Origin of the sequence: Alkaliphilus flagellatus (genome assembly GCF_018919215.1) — a bacterium.
GTDB classification, from domain to species: Bacteria; Bacillota; Clostridia; order Peptostreptococcales; family Natronincolaceae; genus Alkaliphilus_B; species Alkaliphilus_B flagellatus.
The window spans coordinates 808,329-828,418 of sequence record NZ_JAHLQK010000001.1; the positions used below are offsets into that span (position 1 = coordinate 808,329).

The 20,090-nt window shown below is 30.1% G+C and carries 21 protein-coding genes; 18 read left to right on the forward strand and 3 right to left on the reverse strand.

Annotation, left to right across the window (positions count from 1 at the left end; genetic code table 11):
- Window positions 1-196: 196 nt before the first annotated feature.
- The 10 genes from KQI88_RS03720 (at window position 197) to KQI88_RS03765 (ending at window position 10,415) form a co-directional block, all read left to right on the forward strand.
- Window positions 197-1,525, forward strand: a complete 1,329-nt coding sequence (locus KQI88_RS03720) for a sodium-dependent transporter (protein ID WP_246579100.1) — start codon at window positions 197-199, stop codon at window positions 1,523-1,525.
- Between the two features lie 161 nt (window positions 1,526-1,686).
- The gene (locus KQI88_RS03725) at window positions 1,687-2,628 is read left to right on the forward strand and encodes a phosphate ABC transporter substrate-binding protein (RefSeq protein ID WP_216414990.1); all 942 of its coding nucleotides are present in this window, start codon (window positions 1,687-1,689) and stop codon (window positions 2,626-2,628) included.
- A gap of 43 nt (window positions 2,629-2,671) precedes the next feature.
- On the forward strand, window positions 2,672-3,535 hold the full coding sequence (gene pstC, locus KQI88_RS03730) for a phosphate ABC transporter permease subunit PstC (protein WP_216414991.1): 864 nt from the start codon (window positions 2,672-2,674) through the stop codon (window positions 3,533-3,535).
- Between the two features lie 19 nt (window positions 3,536-3,554).
- Window positions 3,555-4,391: a PstA family ABC transporter permease gene (locus KQI88_RS03735; protein WP_216414992.1), complete on the forward strand. Its 837-nt coding sequence runs from the start codon at window positions 3,555-3,557 to the stop codon at window positions 4,389-4,391.
- Window positions 4,392-5,135 (forward strand): phosphate ABC transporter ATP-binding protein PstB, encoded by a 744-nt coding sequence (pstB, locus tag KQI88_RS03740; protein WP_216414993.1) that lies wholly within the window; start codon window positions 4,392-4,394, stop codon window positions 5,133-5,135.
- A 16-nt stretch (window positions 5,136-5,151) separates the two neighbouring features.
- On the forward strand, window positions 5,152-5,622 hold the full coding sequence (locus tag KQI88_RS03745) for an HAD family hydrolase (RefSeq protein WP_216414994.1): 471 nt from the start codon (window positions 5,152-5,154) through the stop codon (window positions 5,620-5,622).
- Window positions 5,623-6,274: 652 nt separating this feature from the next.
- Entirely contained in the window at window positions 6,275-6,865 is a 591-nt protein-coding gene (locus KQI88_RS03750; RefSeq protein ID WP_216414995.1) for a chromate transporter, read from the forward strand.
- Entirely contained in the window at window positions 6,855-7,379 is a 525-nt protein-coding gene (locus KQI88_RS03755; RefSeq protein ID WP_330656070.1) for a chromate transporter, read from the forward strand. Before KQI88_RS03750 ends, KQI88_RS03755 begins: the two co-directional genes overlap by 11 nt.
- Window positions 7,380-7,664: 285 nt before the next feature.
- Window positions 7,665-9,509 (forward strand): DNA helicase RecQ, encoded by a 1,845-nt coding sequence (gene recQ, locus KQI88_RS03760; protein ID WP_216414997.1) that lies wholly within the window; start codon window positions 7,665-7,667, stop codon window positions 9,507-9,509.
- 12 nt (window positions 9,510-9,521) lie between these two features.
- Complete coding sequence (locus tag KQI88_RS03765; RefSeq protein ID WP_216414998.1) at window positions 9,522-10,415, forward strand: LysR family transcriptional regulator; 894 nt, start codon at window positions 9,522-9,524, stop codon at window positions 10,413-10,415.
- Between the two features lie 52 nt (window positions 10,416-10,467).
- Here the strand turns inward: KQI88_RS03765 and KQI88_RS03770 are convergent, their stop codons facing one another.
- A complete protein-coding gene (locus KQI88_RS03770; protein WP_216414999.1) occupies window positions 10,468-11,823 on the reverse strand; it encodes an MATE family efflux transporter in 1,356 nt (451 codons plus the stop codon).
- 107 nt (window positions 11,824-11,930) lie between these two features.
- Window positions 11,931-12,761 carry a MerR family transcriptional regulator gene (locus KQI88_RS03775; RefSeq protein ID WP_216415000.1) on the reverse strand — a complete coding sequence of 277 codons (831 nt, stop codon included), beginning with the start codon at window positions 12,759-12,761 and terminating at the stop codon, window positions 11,931-11,933.
- 275 nt (window positions 12,762-13,036) lie between these two features.
- Between KQI88_RS03775 and KQI88_RS03780 the strand changes: the two genes are divergently transcribed.
- The 5 genes from KQI88_RS03780 to KQI88_RS03800 all read left to right on the forward strand — a co-directional run bounded on the left by KQI88_RS03780 (window position 13,037) and on the right by KQI88_RS03800 (window position 16,617).
- Window positions 13,037-13,681 (forward strand): peroxiredoxin, encoded by a 645-nt coding sequence (locus KQI88_RS03780; protein WP_216415001.1) that lies wholly within the window; start codon window positions 13,037-13,039, stop codon window positions 13,679-13,681.
- A gap of 242 nt (window positions 13,682-13,923) precedes the next feature.
- A complete protein-coding gene (locus tag KQI88_RS03785; protein WP_216415002.1) occupies window positions 13,924-14,913 on the forward strand; it encodes an ornithine cyclodeaminase family protein in 990 nt (329 codons plus the stop codon).
- A gap of 233 nt (window positions 14,914-15,146) precedes the next feature.
- Window positions 15,147-15,845: a YeeE/YedE thiosulfate transporter family protein gene (locus KQI88_RS03790; RefSeq protein WP_216415003.1), complete on the forward strand. Its 699-nt coding sequence runs from the start codon at window positions 15,147-15,149 to the stop codon at window positions 15,843-15,845.
- Between the two features lie 11 nt (window positions 15,846-15,856).
- Window positions 15,857-16,084, forward strand: a complete 228-nt coding sequence (locus KQI88_RS03795) for a sulfurtransferase TusA family protein (protein WP_216415004.1) — start codon at window positions 15,857-15,859, stop codon at window positions 16,082-16,084.
- A 14-nt stretch (window positions 16,085-16,098) separates the two neighbouring features.
- Entirely contained in the window at window positions 16,099-16,617 is a 519-nt protein-coding gene (locus KQI88_RS03800) for a YeeE/YedE thiosulfate transporter family protein (protein WP_216415005.1), read from the forward strand.
- 52 nt (window positions 16,618-16,669) lie between these two features.
- Here KQI88_RS03800 and KQI88_RS03805 read toward each other — a convergent pair whose 3' ends face one another.
- Complete coding sequence (locus KQI88_RS03805) at window positions 16,670-17,560, reverse strand: LysR family transcriptional regulator (protein ID WP_216415006.1); 891 nt, start codon at window positions 17,558-17,560, stop codon at window positions 16,670-16,672.
- Between the two features lie 347 nt (window positions 17,561-17,907).
- Here KQI88_RS03805 and KQI88_RS03810 point away from each other — a divergent pair, with 347 nt between their 5' ends.
- The 3 genes from KQI88_RS03810 (at window position 17,908) to KQI88_RS03820 (ending at window position 20,083) form a co-directional block, all read left to right on the forward strand.
- Window positions 17,908-18,579: a C-GCAxxG-C-C family (seleno)protein gene (locus KQI88_RS03810; protein WP_216415007.1), complete on the forward strand. Its 672-nt coding sequence runs from the start codon at window positions 17,908-17,910 to the stop codon at window positions 18,577-18,579.
- A gap of 224 nt (window positions 18,580-18,803) precedes the next feature.
- Window positions 18,804-19,049: a hypothetical protein gene (locus tag KQI88_RS03815; RefSeq protein ID WP_216415008.1), complete on the forward strand. Its 246-nt coding sequence runs from the start codon at window positions 18,804-18,806 to the stop codon at window positions 19,047-19,049.
- A gap of 368 nt (window positions 19,050-19,417) precedes the next feature.
- Entirely contained in the window at window positions 19,418-20,083 is a 666-nt protein-coding gene (locus KQI88_RS03820; RefSeq protein ID WP_216415247.1) for a C-GCAxxG-C-C family protein, read from the forward strand.
- Window positions 20,084-20,090 lie beyond the last annotated feature (7 nt).

The following is a 20,090-nucleotide window of genomic DNA, read 5'->3' on the forward strand; positions in this document are numbered from 1 at the left end:
AAATTCATAGATGCAAACCAGCAAAGTATTTTAAAATACGGTTTGCGTCTATGATGGTATATTGGCAATTCAAAAAACCACGTAGATATGCACTACGTGGTTTTTTATTTATTATGAATTTTAAACCACGTAGAAAGAAGGTCTATGTGGTTTTTTGTTTTATATAAATAAAACTGAAAAACAAGGAGGTAGTAAAATGGAAGTAAATCAAATTAGTGAAAGGGAAAGTTTTTCAAGTAAGTTTAGCTTTATACTGTCATGTATAGGCTCGGCAGTAGGTTTAGGAAACGTCTGGATGTTTTCTTGGAGGTTGGGTAAATATGGTGGTGCAGCCTTTCTTATACCTTATTTTTTATTCGTGTTTATACTAGGAACGACAGGACTTATGGGTGAGTTTGCCTTAGGTAGATCTAAAGGTAAGGGTTCTATGGGAGCTATTAAGGAAATACTAGATGATAAAAAAATTGCTGGATCATCTATTATATCGGTAATACCAACCCTAGGAGTATGTGGTATTTTCTTATTTTATAATGTAGTAGTTGGATGGGTTTTAAAGTATTTTTCAATGAGTGTTGTTAGTAACTTTAGAAATATAGATGTAGAGACCTATTTAGATAGCTTTTTAGGAAGTAGCCAAACAATAATTTGGCTTGCAATAGCTGTAACTATAACAACTGTTATACTAACATTTGGGGTAAGCAAGGGTATAGAAAAAGCTAATAATATTATGATGCCAACTCTTTTTATAGTGTTTATAATTTTACTAATAAGATCAGTAACTCTACCAGGAGCATCTGAAGGGATTAAATACTTATTAATACCTAAATGGTCCTACTTGTTAGACCCTACAACTTGGGTAATGGCTTTAGGGCAAGCATTTTTTACTGTATCTTTAAATGGAGCAGGTATGGTAGTATACGGTAGCTATATTGATAGAAATCTAGATATACCATCATCCGCAATTAACACTGCATTCTATGATAGTTTATCAGCAATATTAGCTGCATTTATTATAATTCCAGCAGCTTTTGCTTTTGGCTTAGATCCAGCTTCTGGTCCAACATTGCTATTTATAACCGTTCCAACAATATTTAAATCTATGGTGGGTGGACATTTATTTGGTGCTATATTCTTTGTTAGTATCATATTTGCTGCCATATCTTCTACTATAAATATGATGGAAGCAACCACAGAAGCTTTTATGTACAAAACTAACTTTAATAGAAGAAAAAGTGTAATTTTTATAGGAATAGTATCTTTTATAATAGCTATTCCATTAACACTAAATATAGATTTATTTGGCAAATTTTCTGATTTAGTTACTATTTATATAGCTCCCTTCGGAACTGTAATTGCAGCCATAGTTTTCTTTTGGATATATGGTATAGAGAATGCAAGAAAAGAAATAAATATGGGTGCTAAAAAGCCACTAGGTAAATGGTTTGAGCCTCTAGCTAAATACGTGTTTGTACTGGTATCAGCTGCGGTTATTATTTTAGGAGCTGTATATGGAGGAATAGGTTAGTAGCTAAGTTTATTAGATTAGTCATTTAATAGATGTGTTTTACTTATAGTTATTTCCTATGATTACTAAAATTGTTATAGATATTATCTATTGGTATAAATTTAACAAAAGTATTACAATTCTTTTGTAGACATAGATAAATTTTTCAGGAGGGAATTGTAATGAAAAAATCTTTAGGTATTTTTTTATCAGTATTAATAATTTTTTCTATAATATTAACTGGATGTACTAAGGAAACTCCGTCCGGTACAACTGGAGAACAAACTGTAAATAAAGAAATAGTTAATGAAAGTGCTAATACTTTTAGCGCTCAAATGACATTTAATGGGTCATCAACTCTAGCCCCTGTAATATCAGCTATTGCAACTGATTTTATTGAAGAATACACTACTTGGGATAAGGTGGATCCAAGTTTTCCAGCAGAAAATATTTCTATTTATGTTTCTGCAGGAGGTTCAGGTGCTGGTGTTAAAGCGGTCTTAGAAGGAACCAGTGACTTTGGTATGTTAGCAAGGGAAATAAAAGACGAAGAAAACCAAAAAATTGGGGACCCAAAAGAATTTAAACTGGGAATAGATGCTTTAACAGTATCAATTAATCCTGAAAATCCTTTACTTAAGATAAAAGATGACTTATCTACAGAAGAAGTTAAGAAAATATTCTCTGGAGAATATAAGTATTGGGATGAAGTTGAAAGTAGTTTACCACATAGAGAAATTGTAGTAGTTATAAGGGACCTAGGTGGTGGAGCCCATGAGGTATTTCAAAAAAGTGTAATGGGAGATACAGAAGTTAGAGAAGATGCTATCCAGGCACCATCTATGGGAGCTTTAGTTACAAAAGTAATAGAAAATAAAGACGCCATAGGATATGCTTCCTTTGGCATGGTTAATCAAAATATAGGAAAGCTTATTCCGTTAAAGGTTGATGGAGTTGAAGCTACTAAAGAAAATATAGTAAGTGGATCATATAAAATATCTAGACCTCTTATAGCTGTTAAAAAAGGAGAGTTAACACCTGAGCAACAAGCATTTATGGATGTACTTACATCTGAAAAAGGATCTGCGATTATTGAAAAAATGGGCTATGTGCCTGTGAAATAAATTCAGGGGATAATATCCTCTGAATTTTTTTGAGGTGGTATATATGTATAAATGGCTAGATAAAGTCTTTGGAGTAGTTATTAAGTTGTTAGCATTGTTCTCATTATTATTGTTAGCATTTATAGTATTATTTATATTTAAAGAGAGCGTAGTGTTTTTTAAGGAAGTACCTGTACTAAATTTTATAACGGGAAGACGATGGAATCCCCTTAAATCGCCTAATAATCTATCCATTTTTAATATAATATTAGGGACATTATATGTATCAGTTGTTGCAATTATTATAGCATTACCGATAGGTGTAGGTAGTGGAATTTTGTTATCCACATATACAAAGGGTAAATGGAAAATTATTATAAGAGGAATAATTGATATTTTAGGGGGGATACCATCTGTAGTATATGGTTTTATAGGTCTTTTAGTAATAGTTAAATTTTTTGAAAATATTTTGGACTTTTCTACAGGAGAATCTGTATTGGCTGGGGGTATACTTTTATCAGCTATGGTTTTACCTTACATAATATCTACTTGTCAGGAGACTATGGATAAGGTATATGAAGAATATTCCTTCTCTTCAAAGGCTTTAGGTATATCTAAAACATATATGGTAAGAAAAATTGTAGTTCCAGAAAGTAGAAAGAGTATAATAGCTGCTACTATTTTAGCTCTAGGCAGAGCTATGGGAGAGACAATGGCAGTTATGATGGTAATAGGGAATGCACCTATTGCTCCAAAAATTTTTGGAAAAGCCCAAACTATACCTTCTTTAATTGCTCTTGAAATGGGTATGGCAGAAGTAGGAAGCTTACATTACCATGCTCTATTCGCTTCAGGTCTAGTACTTATGATTATGCTTTTAATTATTAATATAATTCTTTATTATATTAAAAAGGGAATTGGTATATAGAATAAAAGAGGATGATATTATGTTGGAAAATATAAAAAATGCATTGTTTAAAATATGGATTACATTAAGTGGAGTAATAGTGTTTTTTTCAACCTTATTTATATTTGCATATATAATTAAAAATGGGTTTAAATCTGTAAATGTTGAATTTATATTTGGCAGTCCTAAGGGAATACCCTTAGGCTCGGAAGGAGGAATTTTCCCTGCAATTGTAGGTAGCTTATTTTTAATGATTATTGCTTGTATATTTGCATCTTTGTTGGCAATTTCAACATCTATATATGTAGTTTATTATTGTAAATCCATCAAAATCGAAAACATAGTTCATGTTATAGTTCAGTGCATGGCCGGTGTACCTTCAATAGTTTTAGGTCTTTTTGGGTATACGCTTTTAGTAATTAATTTAAAATTAGGAAGATCTCTTTTATCCGCTGGGTTAACTTTGGGAATTATGATTTTTCCATTTATACAAGTTAGAGTTGAGAAGATTTTCAGGGAAATTAGTAGCTCTATAATTAACTCATCCTATGCCTTAGGCGTGTCTAAATCATATACATTTTTTAAATTAATACTTCCTATATGTAAGTCAGAAATAGTTTCTGCAATAACTTTAGCAGGCGGATTTGCAATGGGAGCTGCGGCTCCTATAATACTTACTGGGGCAGTAATCTTTGCTCCAATACCTAAATCCTTATCATCGCCTGTAATGGCACTGCCTTTTCATTTATATATACTTACTGGAGAAGGTATTTCTCTTGAAAAATCCTATGCAACGACTTTAGTACTTATAGGACTACTTTTTATAATAAATATAATTTCAATAGCCCTAACTTTTATACGAAAAGGAGTTAGATAGATGAATATTATTGAATTAGCAAATTTAAGTGCATATTATGGAGATAAAAAGGTTTTAAATAATATAAATATGAGAATAGCAAAGAATAAAATAACTGCTATTATTGGGCCATCTGGTTGTGGGAAATCAACTTTACTAGCAGTTTTAAATAGAATGCTGGAGGAGAATGGTGGCGCAATTGAGGGTAAAGTTTTTTTTGATGATAAGGATATTTTAAATTATCCTAAGGATGAACTAAGAAAAAGAATAGGGATAGTTTTTCAAAAACCTAGCCCATTTCCCATGTCAATATATAAAAATCTTACCTATGCCCCATTATATTACGGAGTAAGGAATAAAAAAATATTAAATCAGATAGTTGATGATAAATTAAAGATTTCAGGACTTTATCATGAAGTAAAGGATAATCTTAAAATATCTGCATTAAAGCTTTCTGGTGGGCAACAACAAAGGTTATGTATTGCAAGAGCTCTTACAGTAGAGCCGGATATATTATTAATGGATGAGCCTTGTTCAGCCTTAGATGTAAAGAATACTGCTAATATAGAGGATATGTTAGTAAATTTATTAGATAATTATACTATAGTAATAGTTACCCATAACCTTTCACAGGCAAAAAGAATTTCGGACTATACAGCCTTTATACTGGATGGAGAAATTGTTGAGTATGGCGAGACAAATGAAGTGTTTAATAATCCTAAGGATAAAAGAACTAAGGAATATATAGAAGGGATATATGGTTAATAATAGGAGGTGTACTATGCTAATATATGATATCCCAGGTATGGGAAAAATAAAAATAGAAAATATAGTTTTTGACTATAATGGAACTATAGCTGTTGATGGAAAATTGTTAGATGAAGTTAAAAATTTTTTAATTAAACTCAAAGACCTGGCAAAAGTATATGTACTTACTGCCGATACCTATGGAACTGTTGAAGCAGAATGCTGTAAGCTAGGAATAAATATAAAGACCTTTCCAAAGGAAAATGCCAGTTATTTTAAAAAAGAAATAGTAGAGGAGCTTGGCTGTAAAAATACTATTTGTATTGGAAATGGTTTTAATGATATAGAAATGTTTAAAATATGTGGTATATCCATAGCTATTGTTGGAGAAGAGGGGTGCAGTGGTAAACTTTTAGCTAATTCTGATATAGTAGTTAAATCTATAGAAGATGCAATTAATATTATATTAAATGAAAATAGAATGAAGGCTACATTAAGAAGTTGATTGAGTCACACTATATTAGTTGTGGCTCTTTTTTATTGAAATTAATGCTGCATTTATGATGGTTTTGTGAGGCATAGTCGAAATTTCCAAGAAAAATTAATATGTTGACTAATTTTTCTTGGAAGGAGGATAACTATGGTTTATATATAAGGTTATTTCTAACATTTTTTAATAAAAGCGTCACTATAAAAACACTACCTAGCATACTGATGAATCCTAAAATTTTTATAAATATAAAAGGTGCAATAATATTTGTAATAGCCTTAATATTATTGAAAAAATATAAGATTCATCCTATTGTCTTAATAGTTTTATCTGCATTAGTAGGAATTCTATTGTTTTATGCTGTATAACCCATAGTTAAATAATTTTAACTATTAGTAAAATTATTTATAAAATAGAATCCTTGGCAATATGTGAAGAATTCTATATTTTTATTTATAGTTTAAGGAGTTAATTAAACAATTAACTATAATTTAAAATTATAGAAATATAATTAAACATAATTTTTCGTTATAGTACTTATGTGTTACAATTTAGTTGAAAAGAAAATACTTATTAGGTAATAGACAACTTCATTGAAGCATAACAAAGTATTTATCTAATCAGTTTCATTAGTCACATTATAGTAATAATCATCGGAGGGATTTTAATGAAAGAGTTATTAACAATGTTTTTTAGTTTTTTTAAGATCGGTGCCTTTACCTTTGGTGGAGGGTATGCAATGATACCATTAATAGAAAAGGAAGTAGTTGAAACAAAAAAATGGATTTCTAAAGAAGAATTTACAGATATTCTTGTAATATCTCAAAGTTTTCCAGGAGCCCTTCCAGTTAACTCCTCTTTGTTTATTGGATATAAGCTAGGTGGGGTTGTAGGAGCAATAATAGCACTTTTAGGTGTAATAATACCATCATTTCTAATAATACTTACAATAGCTATTTCCTTTGCTCATTTTAGGGATAATCCTGCTGTAGATAATGTATTTAAAGGTATTACAGGGGCAGTACCAGTTTTAGTATTGTTAGCGGTAAAAAGCTTATCTAAATCTGTAAAAAAGAACACAGTAAATATTATGATAACCGTAATTTGTGTAATATCTATTGTAGTATTTGATATTCATCCAGTTATAATGATTTTCTTATCTGCTCTTTATGGAATCTTTTTTTCAGAAAAACAAGCAGAAAAAGATAATGAAGCTTCTTTGGAAAGGCAGGTAGAGAAAATTGAAAATGCTAATTAATTTATTTCTTAGTTTTTTTAAGATTGGAATTTTCGGATACGGTGGAGGATATGCGATGCTACCTTTAATAGAGAGGGAAGTTGTAATAACAAATCCATGGTTAACTTCATCCGAATTTTTAGATATTATAGGTATTTCACAAATGACACCTGGGCCAATATCAATTAATACAGCAACATTCGTTGGGTATAGAATTGGTGGTTTTCTAGGTAGTGTATTTGCAACTGTGGGTGTAGTATCATTTTCTTTTATTTTGGTTTCTATAGCAACACATTATATATTAAAATTTAAAAACTCTAAGATATTAAAAAATGCATTAATGGGTATGAGACCAGCCTTAATCGGACTTATAATAAGTGCTTTTATTTCATTGGCAAGTAAATCATATTTGGATTTTAAGTCCATAATAATAGGTGTCATTATTTTACTAGTAAGTTTAAAGTCAAAGCTTCATCCAATACTTGTAATTGTATTATCTGGAGTGTTAGGAACAGTATTTTATGGAGTATTATAGAAAAACAACGTAGTGGAACTTAAGTCTTAGTATGGTTGGTAAAGTATTTAAATTTGAAATCCTTATACTTATTATAATAATGAAGCTTAATGCCATATTGAGTTGTATAACTTAATTTGGCATTTTCTACTTATATTAGAATCAGATATAGAGGTATATCGGTGCGAAAAAATTATGATGTAATTTTAAAATGGAAAAGAAGTTCTGTTAGATGATATAATTGAGTAAACGAGAAGACCTTACTTAACTAAAAAAGTAATAAGTAACTTTAAAAGGAGAAAAAAGATGGATGTTTACAATGTACTAAAAACCTATTTTGGATATGAAAAATTTAGAATAGGCCAAGAAAAATTAGTTGAGAGTATAATTAATGGTAAGGATGCTTTAGGTATAATGCCTACTGGTGGAGGGAAATCACTTTGCTATCAGTTACCTGCCATAATCTTAGAAGGAATAACAATAGTAATTTCACCACTAATAGCCCTTATGAAAGATCAGGTGGATTCATTAAAGGAAATGGGTATAGCAGGAACTTATATTAATAGTACAATGGAACAAAATGAGCTTATTACAAGAATTAATGAGATAAGAGAGAACAGATATAAAATATTATATGTTGCTCCAGAACGACTAAATACAAGTTATTTTAAAGATTTAATTAAAGACATAAAGATTTCATTTGTAGCAATAGATGAGGCCCATTGTATAAGTCAATGGGGACATGATTTTAGACCTAGTTACCTTGAAATACCTAAATTTATTGACTCATTAAAGACTAGACCTGTAGTAGGAGCATTTACTGCAACTGCTACAAAAGAAATAGTACATGAAATAAAGCATCTAATTAATTTAAATAATCCAGTAGAATCAATAATAGGTTTTGATAGACCAAACTTGTTTTATGAGGTTGTAAAAACTAGTAATAAATTTTCTTATTTAGTTGATTATCTAAATTCTAACTTTCAAGAAGATACTGGAATAATATATTGTGCTACAAGGAAAACAGTAGAGTCTCTAGTGAAAAAATTAAATGATAAAGGTTTTTCTGCTATTGGATACCATGGAGGGATGGACTCTGAGGAGCGGCAACAAAATCAAGATGATTTCATATTTAATCGAACTAGGATAATTGTAGCAACTAATGCCTTTGGCATGGGAATAGATAAGCCAGATGTAAGGTTTGTTGTTCATTATAATATGCCTAAAAATATGGAGGCATATTATCAAGAAGCTGGTAGGGCTGGAAGAGATGGAGAGAAAAGTAATTGTACTTTGTTATATTCACCCTCTGATGTTGTGAAGCAAAAACTTATAATACAGAATGAAAATCTATCCAATGAACGTGAAGAATTGATATATAAGAATCTACAATATCTAGTTGGTTATTGTCATACAAATGATTGTCTGAGAAATAGCATATTAAGTTATTTCGGAGAAGAAATAGAAAACAGCAAATGTAATAATTGTGGAAATTGTTTAGATCAATCTGAAATGATGGACATTACAGAAGAATCACAAAAAATTTTATCTTGTATTTACAGAACTAATCAGAGATATGGACTAACAACTATTATTCAAGTTTTAAGAGGTTCAAAGAATAAAAGATTAATAGAATTTGGGCTGGATAAAGTTTCTACCTATGGAATAATGACAGACTACAGTGAAATTGCAGTTAGAGAGATTACAATGACCCTTGTATCGAAGGGGTATATCCACATAACTGCAGATAAGTTTCCTATTTTAAAGCTAACTGAAAAATCACGTGAAGTATTAAAGGGAGAAGTAAAGGTTTACCACAAGAAACATTTAGTTGAGAGAAAAATAGTAGGAAATGAAAAAGAAGGATTACAGAAAAAGGATGCAAAGGATAATTACGATAAAGATTTATTTAATAAACTTAAAGAATTAAGATATTCTATAGCAAAGGAAAGGAACATAGCTCCATTTATGGTTTTCCATGATGCGACCCTAAAGGGAATGGCCTCATATCTTCCTAAGGATAAAGAAGAATTACTAACAATAAGTGGAGTAGGGGTAAAAAAATATGATAGCTATGGAGAAACTTTTATAAGTTTAATTAAAGAGTATTGTAATGAAAAAGAATTAAATAACAGCATTATACAAGAATAGAAGGTGAAGAAAATGATCGATTCGAGAATTGTTACTTTTATTACAGTAGCTAAAACTAAAAATTTTACAAGGGCTGCTGAAATTTTAAATTTAACTCAACCAGGGGTTTATCAACAAATTCAATATTTGGAAAATTATTATGAAGTAAAATTTATAAAGAAAGAAGGAAGGATATTAAAGCTTACAGAGGAAGGAGAATTTTTTTTACAATATGCTAAGGAAATAATAAATATATCAGCAGAGATGGAGCGAAATCTAAGAAATGGTGCGCCTACTATTAAAAGGCATAACATAGCAGCTACTATGACTATTGGTGGATATGTAATTCCATCTATTTTAGGAGACTATAAAAAAGATAATCCTAATATAAACATAGCATTATCAGTAAATAATACTAATATAATTTTAAAAAAGATAGTTGATAGAGAGGTTGAATTAGCCTTAATAGAAGGGCCCTTTGATAAAATAAAGTTTAAGTATAAAAAATTTAAAGAAGATGAACTTGTTTTAGCAGTTTCATCAAAGCATGATTTCGCAAAGAGAGAATCAGTTAAGCTTAATGAAGTTTTAAAAGGAAATCTATTGCTTAGAGAGCCTGGTTCAGGTACGAGGGAGATATTTGAAGGTGAATTAATTAGTCACGGCTATAGCACAGATACAATTAGTGGATGTATGGAAGTTGGCAGTATTAGCGCAATTGTTTCTCTTGTTAAAGCTAATGTGGGTTACACAATTATCTCTAAAGAAGCAATAAAAAAAGAAACAAGTAAAGGAACTATAGTAATTGTTCCTATAGATAATTTTAGAATGTATAGAGATTTTAATTTTGTATATCTATATGAAAAAGAAATTGATTTTATAGATAATTTTATTGAGTTTTGCTGTAATTATGATGGACTTAAATAATAAGGAGCATATTGGGTTATTAACCTAATATGCTCCTTAGTAAAATTTAATATTACAATTGCACTTTAGCGGTTTTAGTTTTTCTATAAAGAGAAAATGCTACTAATAAAGTTATCGCTTCACTTAATATAATGCTTAACCAAATACCTGTTGGTCCCATAAATACAGGTAAAGTCATAAGGAAGAATACTGTTAATATAACACTTCTTGAAAGTGAAACAATATTTGAATATTTAACCTTTTCTACTGCAAGAAAATAAGTTGAAAAAGTTAAGTTCATTCCTGTAAATATAAAGGCTATAGCATATATTTGCAATGGTCTTATAGTCATAGATATAAGATCAATATCAGATGAAGCAAAAATTTTAGCTATTGGACCCGGTAGTAATAAGCATATTAAGAAAAACAAGATGCCTAAGGATAAGTTGGTTATTAGTCCAAGTTTTAAAGCATGCTTTACTCTTTTAGGCTCATTAGCACCATGATTATAGCTAACTATCGGTTGAATCCCTTGTGCTATTCCTAAGAAGGCCATAAAAACAAAAAGTGCAACATAAGCTATTATACCATAGGCTGAAACTCCAATTTCACCGAGATATTTTAATGTGGTTACTGTAAAGGTAAAAGTCACAATACCTAATGATAATTCTTGAATAAAGGCCGAAACTCCAATTGTTGATATGTCTTTTAAAATTTTAAAATTAAACTGTGGTTTTACAAGCTTCAATTGCCCCTTTTTTAATATAAAATGACTTAATAAAATCAATACACTAAATATTTGTCCAATACTAGTAGCTACAGCGGCACCTGTTATACCCCACTTAAATATATATATAAACACATAATCAAGAGTAATATTTGTAATAGCACCGATCACCATAGCAATCATAGTAATTCTTGGGTTACCATCATTTCTAACAATTACACTTAGCCCATAGCTTAAAGCCAAGGTAAAAGAGAATGTGCATAATATAAATAAATATTCCTTTACACCACCTATTAACAATTCTGTTGCACCTAACATTAATGCTAACTGGTGAAGAAACAGGTTACCGAATATTGCTAAGGTTACACTAAAACCAAACATTAAAACTAATGCAATAGAAAATATGTTGTTAGCTTCCTCAACCTTGTTTTGTGCAAATTTCATTGAGATTATAGTAGATGCACCCATGCATATAAATATTGTAAATGCTAGTATAAATTCCATAACTGGACTTGCCATTGTAACAACTGCTAGGGCATTGGCACCTATACCTCTACCTATAAATATTCCATCTACAATTAGATACAACGCATTTCCTAGCATTGCAAATAGAGAAGGAAATGCGTAATGAAGAAATATTTTTTTGATATTGCCATTTCTTAAATTTAATTCTGATGATGGCATATTTGTAACTGAATCCATATTATTATCCTCCTTTTATCGTCATAATAAATATGATAAAGTCTATAGTAACTATAGAGTCAATAGTTATTATAGACTTTAATACATATCGTCAATAGTATTTAACTTTAAAGGGATTTAATTGGTATTTGAATTTCTGTAACAAAGGAATCCTCTTTGGTTACCAACAAAGGTTCTATTATAGAAAACTCATATATATCTCCAAGAACCTGTATGTTGTTATCGTTTATATATTTCATCAGTTTATCATGGGCATGAAAACTAGTATTATATGGACCTTTGTACATCGTACAAAGAAAAGTACCACTGGGAACTTTAGATAAGAAGGTTGAATTTTTATTATATATTACATTATTTATTGGCAAAGTTAAGTATTTATAATTTAAATATCCCTTGTTTTTAAAGGCTTCATAGGAGCATATAAAACCTATATCTCCATCAAATACTCCAGTTTCATTTTCTAAAAAACTTCCCAGTTCCCTAAGCGAGTTTTCAAATTGAATTTTATCATCTATATCTTTTATTTGCACTTTTGCTATAGTGCGTTCTTCAAAGGTTTTAATAGTAATTTTACCAATTGAATTTGCATCTATTCCAAGTTTCATTCTATTTATTTTATTTGTTATTTTGTTTTTTATATCTAACAAATTTTCAATTTTTGAATCAATTTCTTTACTTTGTACCTCTAAAAGTTTAATAGATGAAGTTACTTCGCCACTTTGTAATTGTTCTTTTATATCCTTTAAAGGAACACCAAGAAATCTTAAATATTTAATTGTATCTAAATATATAAACTGTTCAAATGAATAATACCTATAATTGGTATACTTATCAATATATGCAGGAGTTAAAAGACCAATTTTATCGTAGTAACGAAGAGTTTGGATAGGAATATTATGAATTTTTGATATCTCGCCAATAGAAAAATATTTTTCCATTTAATCACCCTTATAATAGTATTTAAAAAAATAAAAATAATATTCGATAACTAACACTTCTAGGATATTAACTACAACGAGAGTAAGATAAAAACTGTGCAGGTCCTAGATTTGTTCAAGCTTAATTTTATTTTAAATAAATTATATATGCTTCTATGCATAAACTCAACGAAATATGTAATATACATTATATTTGCAAGGCATCATAAAGGATTCACAAGGCAATTTTATATATCATAATATGAATAGATAAAAGAAAAAATGAGGTGAATATTATGAATGAATATAATTGTCTTAAAATCGGAATGGAGGCTCCAGACTTTACAGCTCAAACCACCTTCGGTCAAATAACACTTTCGGATCTAAAAGGTAAATGGGTAGTGCTTTTTTCCCATCCTGGGGACTTTACACCTGTGTGTACCACTGAGTTTATTGCTTTGGCAAGGCACAATTGTTATTTTGTACAGAGGAATGCACAATTATTAGGATTAAGCATAGATAGTAACCCATCCCATTTAGCTTGGGTCTATAATATTTATCAAAATACTGGGATACAAATTCCTTTTCCTGTAATAGCAGATAGTAATGGAAGAATAGCAAAAACTTATGGTATGTTTTCAGCTGATGCAAGTACTACACAAACTGTAAGAAATGTGTTTTTTATTGATGATAAGCAAGTAATTAGAGCAATTCTTGTTTATCCTCTTACAAATGGAAGAAATATACCAGAACTAATTCGTATTCTAGATGCTCTACAAACTACAGATAAGGAAAAGGTGGCAACACCTGCAGATTGGATGCCAGGTCAGCCTGTAATCGTACCTGCTCCACAGACCTATGATGAATTATTGAAAAGAAAAACTGGAGAAGAAGGACTTTGTTGTATAGACTGGTATTTATGTTATAAGAATATTAAATAAAAAAGAAGTCGTATTTTTACGGCTTCTTTTCTATAGTATATAAAAATTTAATGCTGTTTAAACTATACATGTCTATAGCAAAATAATTTATATTATAAATTAAAAAGAAAAAGATATATTTTCAAAGGAACTAATAGAAAATATTTTAAATAGGGAGAGAATAGTATTGGAAAAAATTATATTATTACTTATAATTATTATAAATAGTATATTTGTGATAAGATTTATACAGGAGTGATTAAATGTTAATTTTAACTAAACAAGATATAAAAAAGGTATTTACTATAAAAGATGCTATTGATGCAGACAAAGATGCCTTGAGAATATATTCTGATGGTAAAAGTGTAGTACCATTAAGAGTAAACATAGATATTCCCAAGGAGGAAGGACAGAGCTTGTTTATGCCTGCCTATGTAGAAGAATTGGATGCCACCGGTATAAAAATAGTTTCAGTTTTTCCTAAGAATATCGAAATAGGAAAACCTTCAGTACCAGCTCAAATGATTTTATTAGATGGAAAAACTGGAGAAGTTATCGCTATTATGGATGGAACTTACTTAACCCAATTGAGAACTGGTGCAGTTCAAGGAGCTGCTACTGATATTCTTGCGAGAAAAGATTCTAAGATTGGTGTATTATTTGGAACAGGTGGACAAGCAGGGACTCAGCTTGAAGCTATGGTTTGTGTAAGAAATTTAGAAGAGGTTAGAGTTATTGATATAAATAATGATAGAGCAAAAGAGTTTGCCAATAATATGCAACAACAGTTAGCTGAATACAATACTAAGATAATAGCTGTTGAAAATGGAAATGAAGCTATAAAGGATGCAGATATTATAACTTCGGTTACAACTTCAAGAAGACCCGTTTTTGATGGTACGCTAGTAAAGAAGGGGTCCCATGTCAATGGTGTTGGAGCCTATACTCCTCAAATGCAAGAGCTAGATGAGGTAATAGTTAAAAATGCAGATAAGATATATTTTGATACAAAGGATGGAGTACTTGCAGAGGCAGGAGACTTTATAATACCTATGGAAAAGGGAGTTGTATCAGAGCAAAACTTTAGTGGAGAGCTAGGACAGGTTATACTTGGAGAAGTTAAGGGAAGAGAAAATGATCAGGAGATAACATTGTTCAAGACTGTGGGAACCGCAGTACTTGACGTAGTTACTGCACATAGAATATATAAAAAAGCAATTGAAAATAATGTAGGAAAACATGTAGAAATATAATACCGTAACTCAAACATAGAGATTTTCTTTTGAAAACTGGAGGGCTATTATTAATAAAGAGCATGGAATATATTTCAATATTCCATGCTCTTTAATATTTACTAGGCAATTTTTAATTAACGTAATATATATATGTAAGAGAATACTGCTTCTTTTTTCTAATATGAAAATTCTTGATTTTTATGTATAATAGAAGGAAAGAAGAGTTGTTTTATCAAAGGAGGTGGGTATCTATGACATCCAGCAGAATTGAAGAATTAAAACGTCAGCGACAAGCGGAAATACATCCTAAAAAAAGCCAGTTGCCTTATTTCTTTTTCGTTGCTTTTATTTCCTTTATTATTTGCTGTTACTTTTTTAATACAAATACAACATATAGTATAGTTTGGACTATAGGTATTTTAATAGGAATTACTATGCAACGATCGAGATTTTGTTTTGCAGCAAGTTTTCGGGATCCAATTATGGTTGGGACTACATCACTCTTTAGAGCCGTAATTATTGGATTAATGATATCTACAATAGGATTTAGTATATTTCAATATATAACAATTGGTAATGTGCAAAATTATTCTATAACTGAGGTACCAGGACAAATTTATCCTGTAGGTTTTCATACAATACTGGGTGCCATTTTATTTGGAATAGGCATGGTTATAGCTGGGGGTTGTGCATCTGGAACATTAATTAGAATTGGTGAAGGCTATATTATGCAAGTAGTTGTTCTAATAGGATTTGTTATAGGAGCTACATTAGGAGGTAGCCATTTTGAATTTTGGGACAAACTATTTATTTCATCATCAAAAACGATATATATACCTAAACATATAGGATTTATACCAGCACTTATAATTCAAATAGCAGTTTTAACTATGCTATATTGGTTAGCTAACTGGTATGACAAGCAAAATAATATTATGGCAGATTTATAGGAGGGATTTTTATGGCAGAATATAAATTAGATTGTATGTTTGAAGCATGTCCTATTCCATTGTTAAAAGCACTAAAGCAATTAAATACTATGAAAGTAGGAGATCTATTGATTATGCAAACAGACCATAACTGCTCTATTACCAATGTGGTTGAATGGACTAAAAAACAAGGACATTATATTGATTATATTGAGATTGGCGAAGGAGAATGGGAAATTTATATTGAAAAGGCTAAATAGTAGGAGGGATTAGATTGAATTTAAAAGATAAACTATTTAAGAAGCCTTGGCCTTACTGGGTAGGAGGAATCATTTTAGCACTTTTAAATATACTTTTATTATTTACCACTGGATCGGCATGGAAAATTAGTACATCATTTTTATATATTGGTTCGGCAATTTTAGATAGGATAGGTATAAATACTAATGATTGGTATTATTTTAATGTTTATACTAATCAATTAAAACCTGAAGATACGTATTTAAATAACAGGTTAATAGTTATGGCTGTTGCTATTATTTTAGGATCGTTACTATCTGTATTATTTGTATCCGAGTTTAAGTTTAAAAAAATAAAAAATAAAAAACAATTAGTAGTAGCTCTTATAGGTGGTATTCTTATGGGTTATGGATCTAGGTTAAGCTTCGGGTGTAATGTAGGCGCATATTTTAGTGCTATACCATCTTTTTCAGTCCATGGTTGGGTTTTTGGAGCATTTATGTTTGTAGGTGCATGGGTTGGAAGTAAAATACTATTTAAATATATTTTATGATAATTAAAGTAGCTATCTAAATATTTAGATAGCTACTTTAAACAAAGCAATTCTAGCAAAAACCTCTTTTAGACGATTTTATAAATTTAATAAATTCCTTTTCATGAATAGTTAAATTATGATCTTCTCTATATGCAATAAAAAACTCACTAAATATATCTAAACTTTCTATGCTAATTTCTTTTAAATGACCGTCTCTTAACTCACGCTTTATTGATAGCTCTGGAATAAAGGATATTCCTTTTCCTGACAAAACAGAGGTTTTAATTGCCTCCATTGAGTTTAATTCATATATTATATTTAGATCTTCAATTTTAATACCGTGTGGAACTAAAGCATTTTTAATAGTCTGATGGGTTCCTGAGCCGCTTTCTCTAAAAATTAATGGAAGTTTTTTGAATTCATCTAAAGTAATAGTATCCTTCATAAGAGGTAATGAAGTTACAAGTAGTAGGCGATCCGAAGTGATTTTTTCGGTCTTAATATTTGCTGCATTTACATTTCCATGTATAATACCAATATTAATAGTACGATCTAATAAATTTTTAATAACATCATTGGTATTACTTATCTCAAAGTTAATATCAACATCTCCAAAGTCTTGCTTATAAATATAAATGCTACAAGGCAAAGCATATTCTCCTACAGCTTTGCAGGATCCTATTAATAGTTCTTTTTTATTAGATTTTAAATTTTTCAAATCCCGTTCTATATTATCTTGCATAGAAAGAATAGTATTTGCATAGTCAAAAACAACCGTTCCTGCTTCTGTTAATTCTACTCCTCTATTACTTCTAGTTAGTAATGTCACTTCTAAATCTTTTTCTAAAGATTGTATTTGCATGCTTAAGCCAGGTTGGGTTAGATGAAGTTCTTTAGCAGCTTTTGAAATGCTGTTTAACCTTACTGTTACATAGAAGGCTTTTAAATATTGTAAGTTCATAATATAGCGATGTCTCCTTCCTTAAAAAAATAAGCCTATTAATAATCTATATCATTTAAACTTTAAATAGAATATTTGTTAACTATTTAATATATCTATGTCTTTATTATACCATGAAGTAAAAAAATTAGTAGTGATTACATTTTAATTTAGTAAAAAAAGGTTAAATAAAAAACAATGATAAGCTATATTTATATTGCATAATTAAGTCTTATTATATTAATTGTGAAACTTGTACTATAATATTTAATATAGAGATGTTAAAAAAGTGACATAGTTTGTTTTATTTGTAACTTATATTTTGCCTTAACATTGGTATTATAAATATTTTGTAAGGAGGACTAATTATGGGAAATACTGAAAAGAAACAAATCACAAGAAAAGATTTTATTAAAGGAATTGGAGTTTCTGTAGCTGGAGTAGCTATGGCAGGAGGTGTAGGTGGATTACTTACTGCCTGTACAAGTGCTGGAACAGCATCTGTAGATACAACTGGATCCAAAGAAAAGCCACAGTGGCCATTTAAGTATGTAAAGTTAGATCCAGCAAAAGTTGAAGAAAGAGCATACAATGCATATAAAGAAAAAGGTGGCTGAGGTGTCGGAGTAGCCGAAGGGTTCTTCGGTACATTAGCAGATGAAGTAGGATATCCTTTTAATCAAATTCCAACAGAAGCATTTACTAGCGCAGCTGGAGGATATGGTGCGGCAACACTGTGCGGATCATTAGGGGTAGCTGCAGCATGTCTTGGTACAGTAACAGATGTGGATACACAAAAGAAAATAGTATCAGAACTATTTAAATGGTATAAAAAACATGATTTCCCACAATACCAACCAGAAAACTTGAATTTAAAACATACAGTTGCAGAATCAATATTATGTGAAGACTCTGTAGGTAAGTTTATGGAAGCTCAAGGTGTAGCGTATGGGGATCCAGAAAGAAAAGCACGTTGTGCAGGGGTAGCAGCTGAAGTTTCACGTAAAATGGTAGAACTTCTTAATGAACAATTAGCTTAATTAATAATATAAACGAATAATAAAGATGAGGAGAAATATCCTCATCTTTATTGTTTTACTTATAAAAAACTATAATTTTTCATATTATAATATATTTTGTCGATTAATAATAAAAAAATATAGGAGGAATTTTTGGAATTTTCTATAATATATTAAGAGAACAATTAGAGAATGTCATAACAATAAGATTTGTTGTATCACTACTTTGAAATGGAGGTACGGGGATGAACAACCTAAATTACTGTGTTGAGTGCAGAAGAATCTCTTATTTTAATGGAACATGTAGTTACTGCCAATCAAATGACATTAAAGATATTGACAAAAAGGCACCTGTTAATGTTATTGGAACAAAAATTAAAGGTAGAGTAATGAATGCAAAGGATGGAATGGTTGATATTTTATGTACTGGAGAAGGTAACATAAAATCTATTAGACAGTTTGAAGCTGAAAACCTTAGAAAAATTCTATAATATTAAAAAAATTACTTTAAAAGACTCTAGATTTAATCTAGAGTCTTTTAATTTTATTTATTACCAAAATAAACTGCATATTAATTAACAAATAAATCACATTGTTTTTTATACAATCATTGACTAAAATTACAAATATAGATTTTCAAATAATTACTTACAACGTAGATAAATAAACAATTACATACTAAAAAATCTTTTATAAATAAATTGGCAATAAAAAATGTTTATATTGTATAAGTATAATTTATTACTAAAATCAGGTTATTAATGTTAATATATTAACAAGTGAAATATTCTATAGGAATATTGAGTTTGATAGAAAAAATAAATAGTAAAGAGATTATTTAGGAGGGACAATCATGGCGATGGATGAAAAGAAGCAAATTACGAGAAAAGATTTCATTAAAGGGGTTGGAGTTTCAGTAGCTGGAGTAGCTATGGCAGGAGGTATAGGTGGATTACTTACTGCCTGTACAAATGCTGGATCAGCATCAGTAGATTCATCTGGTTCTAAAGAAAAACCACAATGGCCATTTAAGTATAAAAAATTAGATCCAGAAAAGGTAGCAGAAAGAGCTTTTAAAGGATATAAAGAAAAAGGTGGCTGAGGTGTTGGTGTAGCCGAAGGGTTCTTCGGCACGTTAGCAGATGAAGTAGGATATCCATTTAATCAAATTCCAACAGAAGGATTTACTAATGCAGCTGGCGGTTATGGTATGGCAACACTTTGTGGATCATTAGGTGTTGCAGCATCTTGTATTGGTATGGTAACAGATGTAGATACACAAAAGAAAATAGTAGGTGAACTATTTAAATGGTACAAAGGCTTTGAATTCCCTCAGTATCAGCCAGAAAATTTAGGATTAAAACATACAATTGCAGAATCTGTATTATGTGAGGATTCTGTAGGTAAGTTCATGAAGGAACAAGGGGTAGCATATGGAGATCCAGAAAGAAAGAGTCGTTGTGCAGGGGTAACAGCTGACGTTTCACGTAAAATGGTAGAACTTCTTAATGAGGCTCTAGTATAAAAAATAT